This is a genomic window from Photobacterium sp. WH24 (assembly GCF_019204055.1).
Classification (GTDB): Bacteria; Pseudomonadota; Gammaproteobacteria; order Enterobacterales; family Vibrionaceae; genus Photobacterium; species Photobacterium arenosum.
On record NZ_JAGSOZ010000001.1, the window covers coordinates 243,329 to 263,938 of the forward strand.

13 protein-coding genes are annotated in these 20,610 nt (G+C 50.9%); 9 read left to right on the forward strand and 4 right to left on the reverse strand.

What is annotated here, in order from left to right:
• Window positions 1–402 precede the first annotated feature (402 nt).
• Window positions 403–1,443 (reverse strand): UDP-N-acetylglucosamine--undecaprenyl-phosphate N-acetylglucosaminephosphotransferase, encoded by a 1,041-nt coding sequence (gene wecA, locus KCG43_RS01035; protein ID WP_218382840.1) that lies wholly within the window; start codon window positions 1,441–1,443, stop codon window positions 403–405.
• A 265-nt stretch (window positions 1,444–1,708) separates the two neighbouring features.
• Between wecA and KCG43_RS01040 the strand changes: the two genes are divergently transcribed.
• The 5 genes from KCG43_RS01040 (at window position 1,709) to KCG43_RS01060 (ending at window position 9,500) form a co-directional block, all read left to right on the forward strand.
• The gene (locus KCG43_RS01040; protein ID WP_218382842.1) at window positions 1,709–5,527 is read left to right on the forward strand and encodes a DEAD/DEAH box helicase; all 3,819 of its coding nucleotides are present in this window, start codon (window positions 1,709–1,711) and stop codon (window positions 5,525–5,527) included.
• Window positions 5,528–5,606: 79 nt separating this feature from the next.
• Window positions 5,607–5,837 carry a hypothetical protein gene (locus KCG43_RS01045; protein WP_192015079.1) on the forward strand — a complete coding sequence of 77 codons (231 nt, stop codon included), beginning with the start codon at window positions 5,607–5,609 and terminating at the stop codon, window positions 5,835–5,837.
• Window positions 5,812–6,135, forward strand: a complete 324-nt coding sequence (locus KCG43_RS01050) for a type II toxin-antitoxin system RelE/ParE family toxin (protein WP_218382844.1) — start codon at window positions 5,812–5,814, stop codon at window positions 6,133–6,135. Before KCG43_RS01045 ends, KCG43_RS01050 begins: the two co-directional genes overlap by 26 nt.
• 187 nt (window positions 6,136–6,322) lie before the next feature.
• Window positions 6,323–7,795: a mannose-1-phosphate guanylyltransferase/mannose-6-phosphate isomerase gene (locus KCG43_RS01055; protein WP_218382847.1), complete on the forward strand. Its 1,473-nt coding sequence runs from the start codon at window positions 6,323–6,325 to the stop codon at window positions 7,793–7,795.
• A 307-nt stretch (window positions 7,796–8,102) separates the two neighbouring features.
• A complete protein-coding gene (locus KCG43_RS01060) occupies window positions 8,103–9,500 on the forward strand; it encodes a phosphomannomutase CpsG (protein WP_218382849.1) in 1,398 nt (465 codons plus the stop codon).
• 15 nt (window positions 9,501–9,515) lie between these two features.
• Here the strand turns inward: KCG43_RS01060 and KCG43_RS01065 are convergent, their stop codons facing one another.
• Window positions 9,516–10,595, reverse strand: a complete 1,080-nt coding sequence (locus KCG43_RS01065) for a hypothetical protein (RefSeq protein ID WP_218382851.1) — start codon at window positions 10,593–10,595, stop codon at window positions 9,516–9,518.
• A gap of 64 nt (window positions 10,596–10,659) precedes the next feature.
• A complete protein-coding gene (locus tag KCG43_RS01070) occupies window positions 10,660–12,999 on the reverse strand; it encodes a hypothetical protein (RefSeq protein ID WP_218382853.1) in 2,340 nt (779 codons plus the stop codon).
• A gap of 569 nt (window positions 13,000–13,568) precedes the next feature.
• On the opposite strand from KCG43_RS01070, the gene KCG43_RS01075 reads away from it, so the two are divergent.
• The 3 genes from KCG43_RS01075 (at window position 13,569) to KCG43_RS01085 (ending at window position 16,802) form a co-directional block, all read left to right on the forward strand.
• Window positions 13,569–14,939: an MBL fold metallo-hydrolase gene (locus KCG43_RS01075; protein ID WP_218382855.1), complete on the forward strand. Its 1,371-nt coding sequence runs from the start codon at window positions 13,569–13,571 to the stop codon at window positions 14,937–14,939.
• Between the two features lie 171 nt (window positions 14,940–15,110).
• Window positions 15,111–16,277, forward strand: a complete 1,167-nt coding sequence (locus KCG43_RS01080) for a nucleotide sugar dehydrogenase (protein WP_218382857.1) — start codon at window positions 15,111–15,113, stop codon at window positions 16,275–16,277.
• Window positions 16,278–16,412: 135 nt separating this feature from the next.
• Window positions 16,413–16,802 (forward strand): hypothetical protein, encoded by a 390-nt coding sequence (locus KCG43_RS01085; protein WP_237794045.1) that lies wholly within the window; start codon window positions 16,413–16,415, stop codon window positions 16,800–16,802.
• Window positions 16,803–16,916: 114 nt separating this feature from the next.
• Here KCG43_RS01085 and mnmC read toward each other — a convergent pair whose 3' ends face one another.
• Window positions 16,917–18,944 carry a bifunctional tRNA (5-methylaminomethyl-2-thiouridine)(34)-methyltransferase MnmD/FAD-dependent 5-carboxymethylaminomethyl-2-thiouridine(34) oxidoreductase MnmC gene (gene mnmC / locus KCG43_RS01090; protein ID WP_218382859.1) on the reverse strand — a complete coding sequence of 676 codons (2,028 nt, stop codon included), beginning with the start codon at window positions 18,942–18,944 and terminating at the stop codon, window positions 16,917–16,919.
• A gap of 204 nt (window positions 18,945–19,148) precedes the next feature.
• Here mnmC and fabB point away from each other — a divergent pair, with 204 nt between their 5' ends.
• The gene (gene fabB / locus KCG43_RS01095) at window positions 19,149–20,363 is read left to right on the forward strand and encodes a beta-ketoacyl-ACP synthase I (RefSeq protein WP_192015088.1); all 1,215 of its coding nucleotides are present in this window, start codon (window positions 19,149–19,151) and stop codon (window positions 20,361–20,363) included.
• Window positions 20,364–20,610: the final 247 nt, after the last annotated feature.

A 20,610-nucleotide genomic window follows, 5' to 3' on the forward strand; every position in this document is an offset into this window, starting at 1 on the left:
GCTACACCTGTCTTCTCTTCTTATCTGCTTGGCGACTTTATCGTAGTGCTCCAGCCGATTGAGCCAGCCTGCAGTCTCCCAGAACAGGACGAAGATGAAGTGAGCACTTATCTGGACCAGTTGTTCTAAACCCTTCAAGGTGGCATGTAATGTACGGGATTTCATCGCGTGTAATTGAACTCTCGTTGTTTCGCTTTTCTATGAGCGAGTACAGATGTCCCGCATGACTGAGTGCTGAAGGAATATATAAATATGCGTCAGCCATTAAGTACATGCTTAATGGACTAGAGAGAAGATGAATTAACTGGAACTGCTGTCCAATATATTTGCAAGGTGGCTGAAACAGCCATATACAGAAGTGAACAAGTAACAGCCGCACAGAAAATACGGCTGTTTGCTTCGTTAAGAGGCTTCTTGCGGAGGCGAGTACTTTTCTACTTTCGACAGTGTGAAGAAGTAGATGAGGAAACTCAGGATGAATAACCAGAACATCACATACTCGGGCACATTGGCAATCTCGCCATAAATACCTACAGCGCTCAGTAAGGTCGCAATAGTGCAGATAGCGATCAGCGTTTGTAGTGAATTAAGGCCCAGCCGCTGGAAGATATGGTGCAAATGCTCGCGGTCTGGTTTAAAGGGCGAATCACCGCGCTTGATTCGGCGGATCATGATGGCTGTCATGTCCATTAAGGGGACGGCGATTATCCAGAGTGCCGTTACTGGCCGCAATGGTGGGCGGTTGCCATTCTGGCTGGCCAGCAGTAAAAACCAGATCACAGTGAAACCGATCAGCATACTGCCTGCATCCCCCATAAAGACTTTACGCTGCCGGCCAAATGCACCTAGGTTAAGCAGGATATAAGGGATCATTGCCACTATGATGATGCCGCACAGATACGCCAGCGATTGCTGGCCATCGTGGAACAGCATGATACCGAGCCCGCCAAAAGTCACTATAGATAACCCGCCCAGCAGGCCATCAATACCGTCAACCATGTTGAAGGCATTGATAGCGCCTATCACCGCCAGTACAGTCACTAGATAACCAAACATCCCCAGGTCAATGGTGCCAAAGCCGATCATATTCCCCAGCGTATGTAGTTCCAGACCGGCAAAAACCATCATGCAGACAGATAACAAGGCTTGGATCGCCAGGCGGAGCTTGAAGCTCACATCAAATTTATCATCCAGCGCGCCGATGATGGTCAGAATGGTAATACAGAAAACGTAAAGTCCGGCGTCGTCCAGTATGGTCGGCGAGTAGTAGAGAAACTGGGCCAGCGTAATACAGATAGCCAACCCCCCGACAAGCGGGACTGCCCCCTGATGCAGTTTTCTGGCATTGGGTTTATCCACCAGACCGACACGTTTGGCGACCTTTCGAAGTAAAAAAAGTGCGGCAAATGAAGAAAAAAAGACAAAGAAAAAATCGGCTATCATGCTGTTATCCGAAGGCATACAAAACGCAAAAAGACTACCAATATTTTGTCTATCTAGGAAGAGAAGAAAAAATATTCACTAAGTAAATTATTACTTTTGCTCCCTCCGTCCCAAGTGCAGCTAGGCGCCAACACCAGCAAGCCTGATCGCAATGATTTGGGCTAGGTAGCTGTAAGTGTTTGTTGCAACAGCATCAATATTCTACAATCACTCGCGTCGCAACAATGTTTGATAAATGGTTTGATATCATCCAGCAGGGAAATCCATGCAATATTTACAGTCTGAAGCTTCTGTTACTGAAGAGCTGTTAGCCCAGATTCTCATTACATCTGGCATCACCACCAAAAGTCTGTGTCGGCAGATTAGCAATAGCCATAGTGGCCCAGAGATCGAGGCAGCACTGTCTGCGATGCAGGAAGCAGGATTGGTGATGAAAAAAAGACAAAGCTGGAGCTTGTCGCTGAACGGTTTTTTGTCTGCACTACAGAGCTTATTGCGATTTAGCCGGGAGCGAACCCTTTATGCCGTGATGACCCGCGCTGATGAGATCTCTGTGGAACTGGAAATCTATTCTGTGCTGTCAAATACCCGCTGGATGTTTGCCTATTCAGCGATTTCTCCGCAGGCGGAAGGGTTGCTGATGCATTTATTCCTGCATCCTGATGCGTGGGAATTACTGGCATTGATTGAAGACGACAGGCTGAAATACAGTCTGCAGGGATGGGCCTGGCTGTTAAATCAGCTTTACACGACGGGGAATATTGCATGGGAGCCGTTAGCCAGCAAGACGATCACAGATTACGGCAGAAGGCAGGTTGTCTGGGCTCCTGCCGAGGATAATTGGCAGGCGCTCAGGGCCGGAAATGTTTCCCACCCCTTGTGCGATCCTTTCGATGACAAGTACTTCCAGCATCGCACGGCTTTCTCCGCCATGACGGCAAAACGCTATTCCTATACGGCCTTGGCTGATCTGGCTGTGGTGGCTTTACTGGACAAATCCGAAGCCGTTGCAAGCTATCAGCACAGCCTCGATGCTCACCGTAGTCAGCAAATCGCGTATGACCAGTTCTGGCAACAGCAGGCTTACCTCATTATTGCGCCTTACAGTGAGCAAGAGGAATATCTGGCGGGTGTTGACGATTGGTTTGATTCACTCATGGTGATTGCAGATTACGTGAGCTGGGGGAAATTATTGCTGGATGTGCTGATGCTTTGCCAATGGCAGCAAGCGAACCCGAAACAGTATCAGCAATGGGTGGCTCAGGTGAAAGCGCACCCGCTGACGGAAGTGATTTTATCCCGTCACTCTGAAAGCCTGTTAGCCGCCAGAGCCAAACACGCCCTGCGTTACCTTACCGGACAGATCAGCGAATCTGACGCTCCTTTTTATGTTCCGGCTGCCCGCCAGGATATCTGGTTAAGAAAGCTGACGCAGACCATCCAGTCAGATAAAGAGCATCAGGCAGCTCAGCGACTGGTCTGGGAGTTGTGCCTGAAATCACTGAAAGTTCAGCCAAGGATTCAGTCAATGGGGAAACGTGGCTGGACGAAAGGCCGGGTGATTCAACTGTATTCCATCCAGTATTCAGCGGCTGAAGCTTTGATGTCAGATGCTGACTGGAATGTTTGTCAGCAGCTGGAGCGTCAGAACAGGGTTCGCTGGGGCCAACCTGCTTCCGATGTGTTGCCGGTACTGAAAGCCTTGTCGGCGTGTGACAACATCATCAGTCAGGACGGCCAGTCCGTCAGTCTGCACGGTGTCAAGCCGCTGGCCGTGTTGCAAGCCGGTGAACAGGTGACATTCGATGTCTTTCCCCGAGTGGCAAATGGAACATTGCGGCAGGTGATGGATGATGCCTGGTGTTTTCTGGATACCTCAGCGATATCGCCTCAGTTCATTGAAGTCATCGAATCGAGACCTGAGCAACTGGGCAGTGAGCATTTGCAGCCACTGACAGAGGCGCTGGAACAGCAGAAGGATTTACTCTGGTACAGCCCATGCCAGCACAAAGGCAATATAAAACCTGGTCACTGGGATGCGAGGCCGCATTTATGGCTGGACTGGCATCAGGGCACCCTGGATGTGGCCATTGAGCACCAGAATGATGTGTCCGGTGAGCTGCCGGCAAATCGCATGAGCATGCCTTCGGGACAGGGAGAGACATGGATCAGCGGCCCGGATCAGCAATGGTATCAGCGTGATCTCAGCCAGGAAAAAGCGGATTCGCTGGCACTGAGCAAGCATCTGGGATTGAAAGCGAACAAGCAACGGCGCTGGGCCTTGTCTGGTGAAGCGGCGTTATCGCTGATAAAAGCCGTGCAGAATTTGCAGGACGTGCCGGTTCACTGGCGCCAGCGCAGCAGCCAGGTAAAGGTGCTGACCCGCCAGGATTTGACTCTGGATATCGAGAAACGCAAAAACTGGTTTGCTGTCACAGGCAAGGCGTCCACGGATCAGCATCTGGAGCTGAACCTGCGTCTGTTGCTGGCAAATAGCCGCCAGGGATTTATTGAGCAGGATAGCGACAATCTGGTTGTGCTGATGGAAGATGAGCTTCAGCAGCAATTACGTATGCTGGACGGTTTGCTCAATGAGGAGATGGAAGTCGATGTACAGATGGCCTATCCCCTGCAACAGGTACTGGAAACCTTTAGCCATCAGGGCGATGCGGGATGGCAGTCGCTGCAAGAAAAATGGTCAGAGAAGCCGGTGGTTGCCGAGCATATTCTGGCCCCGCTGAGGGATTATCAGAAAACCAGTGTCCTGTGGGCGGCGCACTTATCACACCACGGCTTTGGCGCCTGTCTGGCAGACGATATGGGGCTGGGTAAAACCTTGCAGGCCATCAGTCTGATCCGCCATTATCAGTGCGAGGGCGCGGCATTGGTTGTCGCTCCCAAGTCTGTGATTCACAACTGGCAGGCAGAATGTCAGCGCTTTGCACCGGAACTGACAGTGGTGGATCTGGAACAGGTGGATAACCGGAATGAAGCCATCGCCGCGGTGGGTGAAAAGACCATTGTACTGGTTAGTTACGGATTACTGACCCGCTGTCAGGAAGCGATGCAAGCCAAAGACTGGCAGACCATAGTGCTGGACGAAGCGCAGCAGATTAAAAACCCGCAGACCAAACGGGCAAAACTGGTATTTGGCTTAACGGCAGAGCGGCGTTTTACCCTGACCGGTACCCCGGTTGAAAATCATTTAACAGAGCTTTGGAGCCAGTTTGCTTTCCTGAATCCGGGCCTGCTGGGTTCGCTGAAGCAGTTCAGGCAAAAATACGGTCAGGCCGCGCGTAATGCCGAGGATATGATGCGGCTGAAAGCCTTGATCAGCCCCTTCATTATGCGGCGAATGAAAGGTGAGGTGTTATCTGAGCTGCCCAGCAAAACCGAGATCACCCACACTGTCTATTTATCGGCCAAAGAAAGTGCTGCTTATGAAGCCGTCCGTAAGGATGCCCTGAAAACAGCCAAAAACAGTAAGGGTGTGGTCGAGGTGCTTGCCGCACTGACCCGTTTAAGGCAGGTATGCTGTGACGCCAGTCTGGTGTTTGATTCCTTTGCGGAAGAGAGCAGTAAGCTCAGGGAGGCCCTGGCTCTGGTGACAGAAGCGATAGAAGGCGGTCATCAGATTTTGGTGTTCAGCCAGTTTGTGCAATTGTTGAAACGTTTTGCGGCGCAGCTGGAACAAGCCTCGCTGTCGTTCAGTTATCTGGACGGGCAGTCGAGCAGTAAGCAGAGGAAAGCGGCGATTGAGGCGTTTAAAGCAGGAAAGCATCCTGTCTTTCTCATCAGCCTGAAAGCGGGTGGAACGGGCCTGAACCTGACTGAAGCCGATACTGTTATTCATTTGGATCCGTGGTGGAATCCGGCAGTGGAAGATCAGGCCAGCGACAGGGCGCACCGTATGGGACAGAGCAGGCCGGTGACAGTTTATCGTCTGGTCACAGAAAATACGGTGGAAGAAAAAATTGTCCAGCTTCACCGGGACAAACGCGATCTGGCAGAAAAAGTCCTTTCAGGGCAAGACGATACCCAGACTCTGAATCCGCAGATGCTGCTGAGTATGATAGAAGATTAAATGCTCTCAATGCGACAAAAGATTGCGTTTAGCGCCATTGTGTCTATACTCAAATCACTATTAAATAGGAGATTGAACTATGGCAACAAGCGTCCGGTTAAATGATGACTTTGTTTCCGAAGCCAAGGCTTATGGGATCGCGGAGAATCGCTCTGTGCCTATGCAAATAGAGTACTGGGCCAAGATCGGTAAAATCATGATGGAGAACCCAGATCTGTCTTATGAATTTGTCCGTGAATCATTATTAGCGACAGAAGAGGTGAAACAAGGATTGGTGAAGCCATATGAGCGAAGAACAAAGAGAAATTGAGGTCTTTGAGGCTAGGCGCTTCACCAAAGCTCTGAGCAAACTGCCAACAAAGCAGCTCAGCACCGTTGAAGATGAGATCGAAAAGATTATTGCCAATCCAGAAATAGGGCAGCAAAAGAAAGGCGATTTATCACACTTACGAGTTCATCAGTTCAAGGTGAACAAACAAGAATTGCTGCTTGGTTACTCTTGGGTTGATAACGAATTAAGGCTCTACCTGTTAAGCCTTGGTTCGCATGAAAACTTTTATACCGACCTGAAGACCCAACGGAAAAACGATCTCAAGTTGATCGGCTGAACTGGCAGGAAGTCGCCAGTGCATTCAGCAATACAGTCGTGGCTGGTACTTTTTCATCCGCGCGCCTTCAATCCCCTTGTCTATACTTGCCTGAACAGGTGATAAAAAAAGACTAATGTAGATTGGTATAAATACCTGACAAAGAAGTACCGAGCATCTTGCACTTTTTTGCGAAGGGGAAAGGCGTATGCAGATTTTACCGGTTATTCTGGCTGGGGGGACAGGCAGTCGCTTGTGGCCCTTATCGCGTGAGCAGTATCCCAAACAATTTCTTGCCCTTCAGCCTGCTGACAACCCGTCTATTGCCTCTTCATCGTTCCCGGCCAGCATGCTGCAGCAAACCCTTGCCCGTCTGGCTGAGCTGGATGCGCGCTCCCCATTAGTGATTTGTCAGGAAGAGCATCGCTTTCTTGCCGCAGAGCAGCTCAGATCCTGCACCAGCCAGCCTAGTCACCTTCTGCTTGAGCCTCAGGGTCGTAATACCGCGCCTGCCATTGCGCTGGCGGCGCTACTGGCACAGGAGTCGCCTGACAGTCTGTCTTTGGAAGACAGTGACCCCTTACTTCTGGTGCTGGCGGCCGATCATCTGATTCTGGATACCGCCGCTTTTACTCAGGCCGTCAGGACAGCGCTGCCGCTGGCAGACAGCGGTAAGCTGGTGACTTTCGGTATTCCCCCTCAGTCGCCCGAGACAGGGTACGGCTATATCAAACGCGGTGCGGCGCTTGGTGCGGGGTTTGGCACTGGTTTTGAGGTGGCACAATTTGTCGAAAAGCCGGATCTCAATACCGCCAGAGAGTATCTGGTCAGTGGTCACTATTACTGGAACAGCGGCATGTTCCTGTTTCGCGCTTCTGCCTATTTGCAGCAGCTGTCTCAGTTCCGGCCGGACATTCTGGCCGCCTGCCGTCAGTCTGTTGCTTCGCCTGAGCGCGACCGGGATTTCATTCGCATCGACAGCTTAGCTTTTGCTAACTGTCCTGCCGAGTCGATTGATTATGCGGTGATGGAGAAAACCCGCCAAGCGGTGATGGTGCCGATGGAAGCCGGCTGGAGCGATGTCGGCGCCTGGTCATCGCTGTGGGAGCTCAGTCCCAAAGATGCCGCAAGCAACGTGGTTATCGGGGATGTGCTGACTGCGCAGAGCCACCATTGTTACCTCAGGGCCGACAGCCGTCTGGTGGCGACTGTCGGTCTGGACAACGTAGTGGTGATTGAAACCAAGGATGCGGTACTGGTGGCCGCTAAAGATAAAGTTCAGGATGTCAAAGAGATAGTGGCGCAGCTGAAAGCGGCGCAGCGGCCGGAATGTGAGTTGCACCGCGAGGTGTATCGCCCCTGGGGCAAGTATGATCAGGTTGATAGCGGTGGCCGTCATCAGGTGAAACACATCACGGTCAAACCGGGTGAAAAATTATCGCTGCAAATGCATCATCACCGTGCCGAACACTGGGTGGTGGTATCGGGGACGGCCAAAGTCACCCAGGGGGATAAAACCTGGCTGCTGACGGAAAATCAGTCCACTTACATTCCGGTCGGCGTGGTGCATGCGCTGGAGAACCCGGGCAAAATTCCGCTGGAAATCATTGAAGTGCAGTCAGGCAGTTATCTCGGTGAAGACGATATTGTCCGCTTTGAAGACAGGTACGGCCGGAAATAGCGCAAAGGTGCTTTTTGGGAGGGGGGCTGAGTGTGCTCAGCACGACGGCGGTAATTTATGGGTAAGTCCATGATGTCAATCCAGACCTTGGGATGTCATTCCCGCGAAGGCGGGAATCTATTGGTATGTTTGTGCCTGGCTTTTTGGATTCCCGCCTCCGCGGGAATGACTGAATAACAGAGGAATGATGAAATAACAGGGGAATGACGGATTAGAGGGGAATGACGGATTAGCAGGGAAATGACGGGGTAGCAGGGAAATGACGGGGTAGCAAGGGTGTAAGTACGAGTGGTAAACGGAGGGCGGCATGGAAAGACTCACCTGTTTCAAAGCCTACGATATTCGCGGTGAACTGGGGCGGGAGCTGAACGAGGACATTGCTTACCGGATCGGCCGGGCGTACGGCCAGCATTTCCGGCCGGAAACGGTGGCGATTGGCGGCGATGTGCGGCTTTCCTCGCCGTCACTGAAAATGGCACTGGCGCAAGGTTTGATGGATGCCGGAGTGGATGTGATCGATCTCGGTCTGACCGGCACCGAAGAAGTATATTTCGCGGCGCAAAGCCTGCTCGTTGACGGGATAGAAGTGACGGCAAGCCATAATCCGATCAATTACAATGGCATGAAGCTGGTCAGGGCCGGGGCGATACCTGTCAGTGGCGACACGGGCTTGCACGATATTCGCATCCTGGCTGAAAGAAATGATTTTGCGGCGCCCGATCAGCTCGGCCAGCTGCGTCACCAGTGTGTGCTGAATGACTATATTGACCACCTGTTGTCTTATATCACGCCGTCTGAGGTTACACCGCTGCGGCTGGTAGTGAACGCGGGGAATGGTGCGGCGGGACATGTGATTGATGCGCTGGAGGCGCAATTTGGTCAGCGCCGGATCCCCATTGAGTTTGTGAAAATCCACCATGAGCCCGATGGCACTTTTCCTCACGGGATTCCCAATCCGTTATTGCCAGAGTGCCGGGCGGCGACTTCACAAGCGGTGAGGGCGCATCAGGCCGATATGGGCATTGCCTGGGACGGCGATTTTGACCGCTGTTTTCTGTTCGATGAGCAGGGCCGGTTCATCGAAGGCTATTATATTGTCGGTTTGCTGGCACAAGCTTTTTTGCAGCAAGCCGCAGATCAGAAGGACGCCCGGCCGAGCAAAATCATTCATGATCCTCGTCTTACCTGGAATACGATCGATATCGTCACGGCCAATGGCGGACAGGCGATTCAGTCGAAAACCGGTCATGCTTTTATTAAAGAAAGGATGCGGCAGGAAGACGCCCTATATGGCGGTGAAATGAGTGCCCACCATTATTTTCGCGATTTTGCCTATTGCGACAGTGGCATGATCCCCTGGCTGCTGGTGGTTCAGTTGCTGTCTGTAAAAGGACAGCGTCTGTCGGAGCTGGTCGCGGGCAGGGTTCGGGCTTATCCGGCCTCCGGTGAAATCAACTTGACGGTCACTGACACTGACGATGCCATCGCGACAGTCCGAGCTGTGTACGAGCCGGACGCACTGGCACTGGATCAGACAGACGGGATCAGTCTGAGTTTTTCTGACTGGCGTTTTAATCTCAGGGCATCAAATACCGAACCCGTTTTGCGTTTGAATGTCGAGTCCCGTGGCGATTCCGCGCTGATGAAAACGAAAACGGCTGAAGTGCTGGCGTTGCTTCAGCCGTTTTCTGTTCCCAGGTCATGACCAATAAAGGCACCGTCAGAAAGGCATCTGACCCGACAGCATCACGGTCAGCTGACTGGCTTGCTGATAGTCCAGATTGTCACTGACGACCTGCATCGACCAGTATCTGTGGGTGAGGGCCAGTCCGATGGCCTGACTCTGCAGGGTATACGAGAGCCGGGTGCTGACCGTACTCCAGCCATGGCTGACAGCGAGATCCGTTAATTGCGCACCATAGCCATAAAAATGGCTGGCCGACAATGCGGTATCACCAAACAGGTAGGCTAAGCGGCCTGTGTACTTGGGCGTTAGCCGCTGTTTGTATTCTTTGTAACCTTCAAAGCCACTCGCGATAGGGTTGATGTTGATGTAGCCATTCTCGTCGGTTTCTGCCGTGGCGGTGTTGGCAACGGCTGTGGTGTAAGGCGCACGATCCCACATGATCTCGCCATAGGCATCCTGCACAAAGGCCGACAGAAACCAGTGTCGGTTAATGTGCCAGTCAAATCCCAGATCGGTACTGAAGCCGTAGCGGCTGGTGGGTTTGTCTGCAATTCGGTCCAGCAGTACATCTTCACCATAGACATAGTCCAGGTTTAGCTGGCCGCTGATATCATCGCTGGCACTGCGCTGAACCTGGCCATGTAGCTGACCTTCCATTAGGTCGGTGGCCTTCAGATAGCTGCCTGCGACATAGAAAGCCAGATTGTCAGCCGGCTCCATACGCCAGCCGAGGCGGATGCCTTGCTGAATGGTATGGTTCACATTCAAATCTACCTGATAGGTTTTACCGGGCACCATGTCTGTCCGGTTCAGAGAATCCCCATAGAGCAACAGTGCATCCGGGGAATGTTTGAGAAACCATTCATAGCGGTAAAGGTAGCTGAGCGTCACATTGTGATAGCGCAGCCCAAAGGCGGCTTCGTTAAAGGTGAAGGCGTGATTTGAGCCCTGATAATCACTTTCCTTGCCTTTGACCAAAGCATAAATACTGTTGTTCTCGGCGTAGCTTTGCGAGTTTATCTGAACGAATGGGGCGATCGAGTCGGTCGCTGTACCTGGTGCAAGAGGCAGCAGGCTCAGGCCGGTAAGGGTTGTTAAGGTCGTCAGCATCATAATTACAACAAGATAGCCCTGACAGATCAGGGCTCGTGACTAAAAGAATGAATGGGCAAATCGCTTACATTGACTCGAAGGAACCGTCGGTATAACGGATCAGCAACAGATTATTGTTGGTCGTGCTGATAGTCCCGGTCGATTTACCGTTCACATAGATGGTGCCGCCAATATCGTCTTCCCCTTTTTCGGTCAGGGTCGCTACCAGGCCTTTACCATCGCGCAGCGAGACATAAGGCGTGTCATTGTCAGGCTTGTAGCGGGTGCTCAGGTAAGTGTCTTTACCGTTATAAGTCACTCCGGCATCCACTTCGATCAGGTTGTAATCGTTGCGGGAGATGTCAACGCTGACCTTAGAAGCAACTTGTTTACCGTTGGAATTTGTAATATTGGCACCAAGTTCCAGTTTGACATTAGCCTGGATAAAGTCATATGAAGATTCTTCTGACTCGTAATCACCATAGAGTTTGTAGTCCTCAAGGCAATACCAATACATACCTTGGTGAGACTGACAATCGGCTTCGTAATACTCGGAGTATGAAAAATTACTATGAATATAGTTGTTCGGGTTATTAAGGCGGATATCCAGCAAAGCAGACACCTTATCATTACCGGTTTGCAGCTCCCCCTTGAACGTTAATGCTAAGTTTTTGGCTGTTAACTGATTCTCATTAATGGTAGAACCATTTCTGTCACTGCCGAACTCATCAAGATTAACTGAATGATTACCTGAATCAAGTTTTTCATTTCTGTATTCATTCAGCTCAAATGAAATTGCACCTTCAAACTGTTTTCTGTTCAAGTCATTTTCATTGAGTACAAGTCTGACGTTTGTTAGATTCAGCTCGACAGAGTCAAGTTGTGATATTTTTGACTCAAAGTAATCTCTATCACTAGAGCCAAAGTAACTATATTCGACAAAGTTGTGTGATGCCGAAGAACGTTTTTCCCAATTATCTGAACCATAGAAGTAAATATTACTTTCTTCAGAGTTTAAGGAGGTCTCACCTTTTTGGGCCTTAAGCTCGTCAACGTAGATATTTACAAACGAGAGTTCATTGCCATATGTGTAGCAATAATAGTTATATTGATTGGGGTTGTGACAGTCAGAATCTGAGGCCTCTTCATCATTAACGTCAAATGAGTAGGTGCCAGATGCTTTCATGTAAATACTACCTTCCTCACTATCTTCGGAAACAATGAAATAACCATATGACCTGGTTACAGTGATTCCATTCGAAGCAGTGAATTTGTCTTGAATCCATGGATCACTTGAAGGCATAGCTTCAAAGATAGCAATGGCAGCCTGTGAGACATTATCCAAAAGTACATGAGTATCTTCCTGCGCGATACTGCTTATATCGCCCAGTTCGTCAGCAAAGTTTGTCAGCCCGGTATTCAGATCCCCGCCATCAGACGCGGCAGTATAGACAGTACGGATTTGTTTGATGAAGTCTTTGGCCTGCACGACGGCGTTAGCGACGGGTTTGTCAATATCAATACCAATCTCGATATTATCCGGATTAATGGCTGAAACATCCTGCTCGGCATTATCCAGTTTTGAACCCGTGTTGCCCTGATTATTCGAATGGGCTTTTGCCTGACCGACCACCTGAGTGGTATCCGCCTGGATCTGGCTGACGACATTTTTATTCACGGCCAGTTTGCCATTGGCATCATAGTCAATTAAGTCATCAATATTGACATTGCCACTCTTGCGGCTTTGTTCTATCGATGCCGACAGAATGGCAGCGCGCAGATCTTCGTTGTCTGAACCGGCAATGGCACTCGCATCGGTAATGTCTACTGAGCCCATTTCCGTAATAGGCTTGGTCAGGCCGAGCGCTTTCCCGATAATGGCATTGCTGTTGTTGACTATGTCAGTCGTTAGATCCAAAGCGCCGGTCAGTTCAATGGCTTTTTTAGCTGCCAGATTGGTCAGGCTGTTAACATTGGCGGTTTTGATTTCACCTGAAGAAGCAATAACGGCCAGCAGTTTGAATTCGTCTGGAACTGTCATCCACTCGCCGAATTCAATCGGATTTCCGCTCGCATCCTGACAGCCAACGTAGTCACATTTCATTTGGGTGCCTGTGCCTTTGGTCACAACAACCAGCAGGGCTTTATTGGCTGGAAGACCTGTCAGAGAAAACTGGCCTTTTTCATTTGTTGTTGTCGTGAGCAACGGAGAAACACAGCGTTGCTGGCTGGTATTGGCGACTGTGGCTTCACACACGGCGACCTGGCCTGACTTCACTATCCCTTTATTGACGACACCTGCCGTGGTGATCTCTGTTGGTGAAGTGTTGGAGTCTGTACTATCGTTATTACTCCCGCTGCCACCGCCACAGGCGGTTAATCCCAGCGAGGATATGATAAGTGTCGCCAAAACTGACTTTTTCATGATATTTCCTTTGAATAAATATGAGAGCCTGAGGCTACTTTCAATGTGCCTTTTATTATTGGCTGCAATCGAGCTTGCTATCTGTGCGCTAGTCTGTCGGCCAGTTCGCGCAGTAATTTATTGCGATAAGCTTTATAAATGAATTGCTGAATAAATAAAGCCTTGATCCCAGATACAATGTGCATTTCATTTTTTAATGATGAAAACTGTGAATTGCTTCATTAGTTTCTTCTGCAATTTGATACCTGCCATAGAGCCTTGGTTCTGTGCATCGGGTGTTTTTTGAGCGGGTGACGAATTACGCAATGGCACTTAAAGCGTGGTAAAAGCCGGGCAAGCGTCCAGTAAAAAAACGGACAAAAGCCCGGTGAAAAGTAAGGTCAAAAGGATGACTGAACCTGATGCGGCCTGACTAAACGGACATGCCGTCGAATATTTGAAATTAACCTGTGTTGGGCATGAAAGTTTTTCGTGAATTCAGTCGCGCAATTTTGCTGTTAATGTTTCACCTGTCATTAACTTTGTCATGCTGGGTGAATTATTTAATCTCTTAATACCAGGGGAATAAGGTGAATATTTTACACCATGGAGCCAGGGACGGGGTGACCGGTTCTTGTCATGAGCTACAGCTAGGAAGATACAGTCTGCTAATCGATTGCGGTGTGTTTCAGGGCGAGGAAGCCAAAGTCAGCAACGATATTACCTTTCCTGTTGAGCCCATTCGGGCACTTATTCTGACTCATTGTCATATCGATCATGTCGGCCGTATTCCCTGGTTATTAGCGGCTGGCTTTCGCGGGCCGATTTATGCCACAGAAGCGACAGCAGCCTTGTTGCCTTTGATGCTCGAAGATGGACTGAAATTGCAACTGGGATTGAGCGATGAAAAGTGCGAAGCCTTTATCCGGTTGGTGCGCTCTCAGCTAAAACCTGTGCCATTTGATTGCCGGGCGCAGATCATGCTGCCGGATGGCCAGGATGTCAGCCTGTCATTTCGCCAGGCAGGCCACATTTTAGGCTCGGCTTATGTCGAGTTACTGCTGTCTGATCGCCAGAAAGTGGTGTTCTCCGGCGATCTTGGCCCTAGTAATACCCCGCTGCTGGTCGACCCTGAACCGCCGCTGCATGCTGACGTACTGGTGCTGGAAAGCACCTATGGCAATAAGCGTCACCCTGGCGTGGCAACAAGAGAGCAGGCGTTAAAAAGCGTGGTCGAGCAGTCGTTAAAAGACGGCGGGGCTATTTTGATACCGGCGTTCAGTCTGGGACGCACTCAGGAACTGCTTTTTGATTTGGAAAACATTGTAAACAATGAAATCAGCCAGCCCTCTGCGGAGAGTCCTTGGCTCAATTTGCCGATTGTGCTTGATTCCCCCTTAGCCATGAAAATCACTCAAGCCTATCAGGGTTTTAAGCGGTTATGGACCAAAGAAGCCAAGGCAAGGCTGGATAACGGTCGCCACCCGCTGGACTTTGATCAGTGCACCCAGATTGATGCACACAGCGATCATATCGGCTTGGTTAACCGTCTGCAGGCCAGCGGAGAGCCGGCCGTTATTGTGGCTGCCAGCGGGATGTGCAGTGGCGGGCGGATCATGAATTATCTGGAGGCTTTGCTGCCTGATTCCAGAACCGATCTGCTGCTTATTGGCTATCAGGCCAGGGGCACACTGGGCCGGGAGCTGCAAAATGGCGCCAAAGAAGTGATGATTAACAATAACCGCATTGAAGTGAACGCCAGAGTGCACACTATGACGGGGTATTCAGCCCATGCCGATCAACGGGATCTGATCCGTTTTGTGAAGGGCATTGAAAAAGGGCCAGCTGAAATTCGTCTGGTTCATGGCGACAGACCCGCTCAGGAAGCACTGGCGCGACGCTTGCAAAAGGTCAAACCGGATGCAAAGGTGATAGTTTGCGCAAACCTGAACCAGGATTAAGTCATAGCTTGCATCAGGACTGTCTTTCGATACTCTATTCTGCGCGATAACACAGTGATAGCTGAGCAGTATATTCAATCCGTTTAATGGGCTTTGTCATCTGCATTCCATATCAACCCATTAAGCTGGGGCTATCATTGTTGTTAAGTAGGCAGAGTTTGAGGACAGATAATGAAAATAACAGTAGCGGGAACAGGTTATGTAGGCCTGTCGAATGCTGTATTACTGGCACAAAACCATCAGGTTATTGCGCTGGATATTGTAGAAGAGAAGGTAAATCAGCTTAATCAGAGGCTCTCTCCCATCGTTGATACAGAAATCAGCGAATACCTCAAACACCGTGAGTTGAACCTGACGGCCACGACAGATAAACACCTCGCTTATGAAAATGCCGATTTCGTCATCATAGCAACGCCAACCGACTATGATCCGGTGACCAATTATTTTAATACTGCATCAGTGGAATCGGTGATACGCGATGTTATTACCATCAACCCTGATGCTGTGATGGTGATTAAATCCACGGTTCCTGTCGGTTATACCCAACGGGTAAAAGAAGAGTTCGGTACTGATAACGTTTTGTTTTCACCTGAGTTTCTTCGTGAAGGCCGGGCGCTGTACGATAACCTGTATCCATCACGCATTATTGTGGGTGAGCAATCGCAGCGGGCTGAAACCTTCGCAAATCTGCTGATCGAAGGCGCGGTTAAAGACGATATTCCGGTGCTGTTCACCCATTCGACCGAAGCGGAAGCGGTGAAACTGTTTTCCAATACTTATTTAGCGATGCGGGTGGCTTATTTCAATGAGCTGGACAGTTATGCCGCCGCGCATGGCCTTGACAGCCGTGAGATTATTCAGGGGGTGGGGCTGGATCCGCGTATTGGCACCCACTATAACAATCCTTCGTTTGGTTACGGTGGTTATTGTTTACCCAAAGACACCAAGCAATTGCTGGCAAACTATCAGGAAGTGCCGAATAACCTGATCCGGGCCATCGTTGATGCTAATTCCACCCGCAAGGACTTTATTGCTGAATCCATTTTGCGCAAAAAGCCCAGGGTGGTGGGAGTGTACCGCTTGATCATGAAAAGCGGCTCAGACAATTTCCGGGCATCATCGATTCAGGGCATCATGAAGCGCATTAAAGCCAAAGGTGTGGATGTTGTTGTTTACGAACCTGTGCTGAAAGACGATGAATTCTTTCATTCTGCGGTGATTCGTGACTTAGCGGAGTTCAAGGCAATGTCTGATGTCATTGTGTCGAACCGAATGACGCCAGAGCTGGAAGATGTGCTTGAGAAAGTCTACACCCGTGATCTGTTTGGGGCTGATTAATCAGAGAGTTCCGACCAAAATGAGTGAGTGTCTTACTTTTCTTGCGGTTTGATTTCGACATAGATCACAGAAAATTAGCATCCCTGTCTATACTTGAGTTACCTCTTTGGTTATTTGAGATGGTCAGGGACTGCTATGAGAACTCTTGCAAGAATCCTTACGGGGATCGATTCCCGAAAGCCCGTCATTGCGCTAATGGCGGCTGGAGTAATAGTTGCTGGAATGATGATGAGTGTGGGTGTAAGTGCGGCAGAAACGGCAACAGAAGTGCCCGCTGTGCCTAAGGCCACATCAACCCCAGTGACGACCCCTTCTTCGGCAACGACATCTTCTGCGACAACCTCGTCGGCAACTGCCTCTAAAGGGTCTGCGGCGGGCATCACTACGGCGTCTGCGGCATCAGCAGGGGGCTTAACGGCCACTGTGGTTGCTGTCGGGGTGGCCGCTGTGGTGATAGGTGTTGCGTTATCGGACACCGGCGGCGGTGATGATAGCCCTGCGCCGCCGGTCACCAATCAGCAATAGTCTGAACCTCGCCTGAGCGGTATCACTGCCGGGTATTGAGTGCTCTCCTCACATAAATGGGGAGAGCCATTACGGTTGAGCGCTACCACATTTTGCATGACGCATATTGCTGAATCAGCTTTCTACCGCTTTTCCTTTGAGTAATTTGCGTACCCACATCCGTCCCGGATGCAGAGCATCAAGGACACTCAGAGGCAGTGGCAGTGGATCTCCGCATAACTGGGACGCCAGCACTTCGCCCAGCAGCGGCGCTGAGCTGAGACCGCGGGAACCCAGTCCAATCATGGCATAGAGTCCGGAATAGACAGGTACATCCGCGGCTTCGCTTTGCTGCTCCCGCAGTTCGGCATACTGACTCAGCAGCGTCTCAAAGCGGCAGACATCCCCGACGAAAGGCAAATGATCCCGGCTGGCGCAGCGAACACCGGTTCGGGCATCCTGTGCGGAGACATCGATGGCTGTTGGCCAGTCAACAGCGGGCAGACACTCTGCCAGCCGCGTCTGGTTATCCTGGTGTTCTTCTGGCGAGAAACTCAGATCGGTACTGTTGCGGCGATAACTGGCGCCGATACAGTGCGTCTGTGTGTCTGGATTGACCGGCGTCAGATAACCGTCGTAACACAGAACCGATTTCAATTGCGCCAGTTCACCCTGGCTGGGCACATGGCTGACCTGACCACGGACTGAGTAGGCAGGGATATCCCGGGTCTGCGCGAATTCTGCAAAGCGATGCCCATTGGCAACAACCACGGTTGAATGGATGAATTGCCGGTTATCACGGCTGATCAGCGACCACCGAGCGCTGTCATTCTGGCTCAGACTGGTGATGTCAGTATCAGTGTGCAGCGACAAACGTCCTGTTGCCTGTGCCTGTTGAACAAGGGCGCGTGTCAGCGCTTGCGGGCACAGCCAGCCACCAAGCGGGTAGTGCACACTGCGGTGACCGGTTGTTACGCCTGTGATGGCCTGAGTCTGTTCGATATCCAGGGCATGAACGACATCCTGCGGAAAGCCACCGTTCAGCATCTTATCCAGTTTTTCTGCCGTTTTCTCATTCCAGGCCAGTTGAGTGACGCCGCACCAGTCATGGCTGAAATCACTGACTGCAGCAGCCTGTTCGACAAACTGCCGGGCGTAGAGATAAGCCGGGGCAAAGAAACGACTGAGCGCATCGTTGGAACCATTCAGCAGCGGGTAGACAGCACCCTGGCGATTGCCTGATGCTCCTTCTGCGGGCAGGGCGTCGGCACAGTAAAGGCTGACCTGAACGCCGCGCCGCACCAGTGCCAGTGCGGTCGCGGCTGATCCTATTCCGCCGCCAATGATAGCCACATCGGATAAATCTGCAGCGCTCTGGCGGGCATACCAGGGGGCAAAATTGGCTCCCTGGCGGCGTTCAGACAAGGTGCCGGCCAACATATCTCGCTTGTAGCCGAACCCTTTGACTTTTTTCATGTCAAAACCGGCATCGTTCAGTCCGCGGCGGACAAAACCGGCGGCGGTGAATGTGGCGGCGGTACAGGCTTCGCGGGCCAGTGCTGCCATGCCGTTGAAGAGATCCTGGTTCCACATCTCAGGATTTTTACTGGGGGCAAAACCATCGAGAAACCAGGCGTCGACTAACCCGCCTGCTGGGGTCCATACTTGAGGAAGAGAGGTTTTAATGTCACCAAACCACAGGTCCAGGGTGATCATGCCATCTTCCAGCACCAGGCGGTGGCAGTCGGCAACGGCCGGTGGATAATGAGCATGGAGCTGACGGGCAAGATCGGCCAGCTCAGGCCAGGATTCATGGGCTTTGATCAGATCCTCACGGGTGACAGGAAATTTTTCGAAACTGATAAAATGCAGCTCTTTAACACTGGCGTCCGGGTTCGCCTGACGAAAGGCTTTGAACCACTGCCAGACCGCAAGAAAATTCAGACCCGTGCCAAAGCCGGTTTCTGCCACAACAAATCGGCGGCGGTCAAAGGTGTCCCAGCGCGTCGGCAGCCCATTCTGCTGCAAAAAGACATAACGTGTTTCTTCGAGTCCGTTGGCATTGGAGAAATACACGTCGTCGAAATCGTGAGAAACTGGCGTACCGGCTTCGTTCCAGTCCAGAACGGCATTTTCAATCTGTTTAGGCGACGAATGGGACAAAAGAAAACCTCTTAGTAAAGATAACGTGATGATTTTTTAAGCAAGAAATGTGAAATGCCGCTATGTCTTACAGGCAAACTTTGGTAAAAGATCATCAACTGACCACGATAAGTAGCGGATTGTAACCGATCACGGGGAAAGCTGACCACTTAAGCTTACTAAACCCGTTATCATCACCGCGTTAAATGACAGTAGGAATTCATCATGAAACGAGCCGTAATTACAGGCATGGGTATCGTATCCAGTATCGGTAACAATGTGAAAGAGGTACTGGATTCTCTGAAAACAGGTAAGTCAGGCATTAACTTTTCTCAGCAGTTTGCAGACGCAAAACTGCGCAGCAATGTCTGGGGTGACCTGAAAATGAACCCGGCTGATCATATCGATCGTAAAAAAATGCGTTTCATGGGCGATGCCGCAGCCTTCGCGTATTTGTCTATGGAACAGGCAATTGAAGATGCAGGTCTGACTGAAGAGCAGGTCTCTAATGAACGTACTGGTCTGGTGGCCGGTTCGGGTGGCGCATCCTCGTATAACCAGGTTGCAGCCGTAGATATTCTGCGTGAGAAAGGTGTGAAGCGTGTCGGTCCTTACATGGTACCTCGTACTATGTCATCCACCGTGTCTGCCTGTCTGGCAACCCCATTCAAGATTCGTGGTGTCAACTACACCATGAGTTCTGCCTGTGCGACATCTGCGCACTGTATCGGCCACGCGCTGGAGCTGATTCAACTGGGCAAACAAGACGTTGTATTCGCCGGTGGCGGTGAAGAGCTGGACTGGTCACTGACCATGATGTTCGATGCCATGGGCGCGCTGTCAACCAAGTACAATGACGATCCATCAAAAGCATCACGTACCTATGATGCCGATCGCGACGGTTTTGTGATTTCCGGCGGCGGCGGCATGGTTGTCGTGGAAGAGCTGGAGCATGCTCTGGCACGCGGCGCGAAAATTTACGGTGAAATCGTCGGTTATGGCGCGACATCGGATGGCTATGACATGGTTGCCCCTTCAGGGGAAGGCGCAGTGCGTTGTATGAAGATGGCGATGCAGGATCTTGATGCACCTATCGATTACATCAACACACACGGCACCTCAACGCCTGTGGGTGATGTGAAAGAGCTGGGTGCCATTCAGGAACTGTTCGGCCAGAACAGTCCGGCGATTTCAGCCACCAAAGCCATGACAGGTCACGCTCTGGGTGCTGCCGGTGTTCATGAAGCCATTTACTCCACGCTGATGCTGGACAATGACTTTATTGCCCCGAGCATTAACATTGATAATCTGGACCCGGCGGCAGAAGGCCTGGACATTGTGCGTGAAACCCGTGATGCCAAGATGAAAACCGTGATGTCGAACTCGTTTGGTTTCGGCGGCACCAACGCGACGCTGGTGATCAAGAAATACGAAGCCTGATAAGCCGGCATACAGATGATGCTTTATGCAGAGTCTGTATCCCCTGATTTCCAGGGCGGCGCGATACTCAGGGTTTCCTGTATCGCGCCAGTATTCAGACGCGGCACTTATCGAGTGTTCTTCCCCATCCTGGATGTTTAACCCGGTATTTATACCGGGTTTTTTTGTTGTTACAGAATGGTTAGTCAGTCTGAGCTTTTCTTGACATCAGCCAATTTTTTCCCATGCTAGTCCGCAATTGATTCGC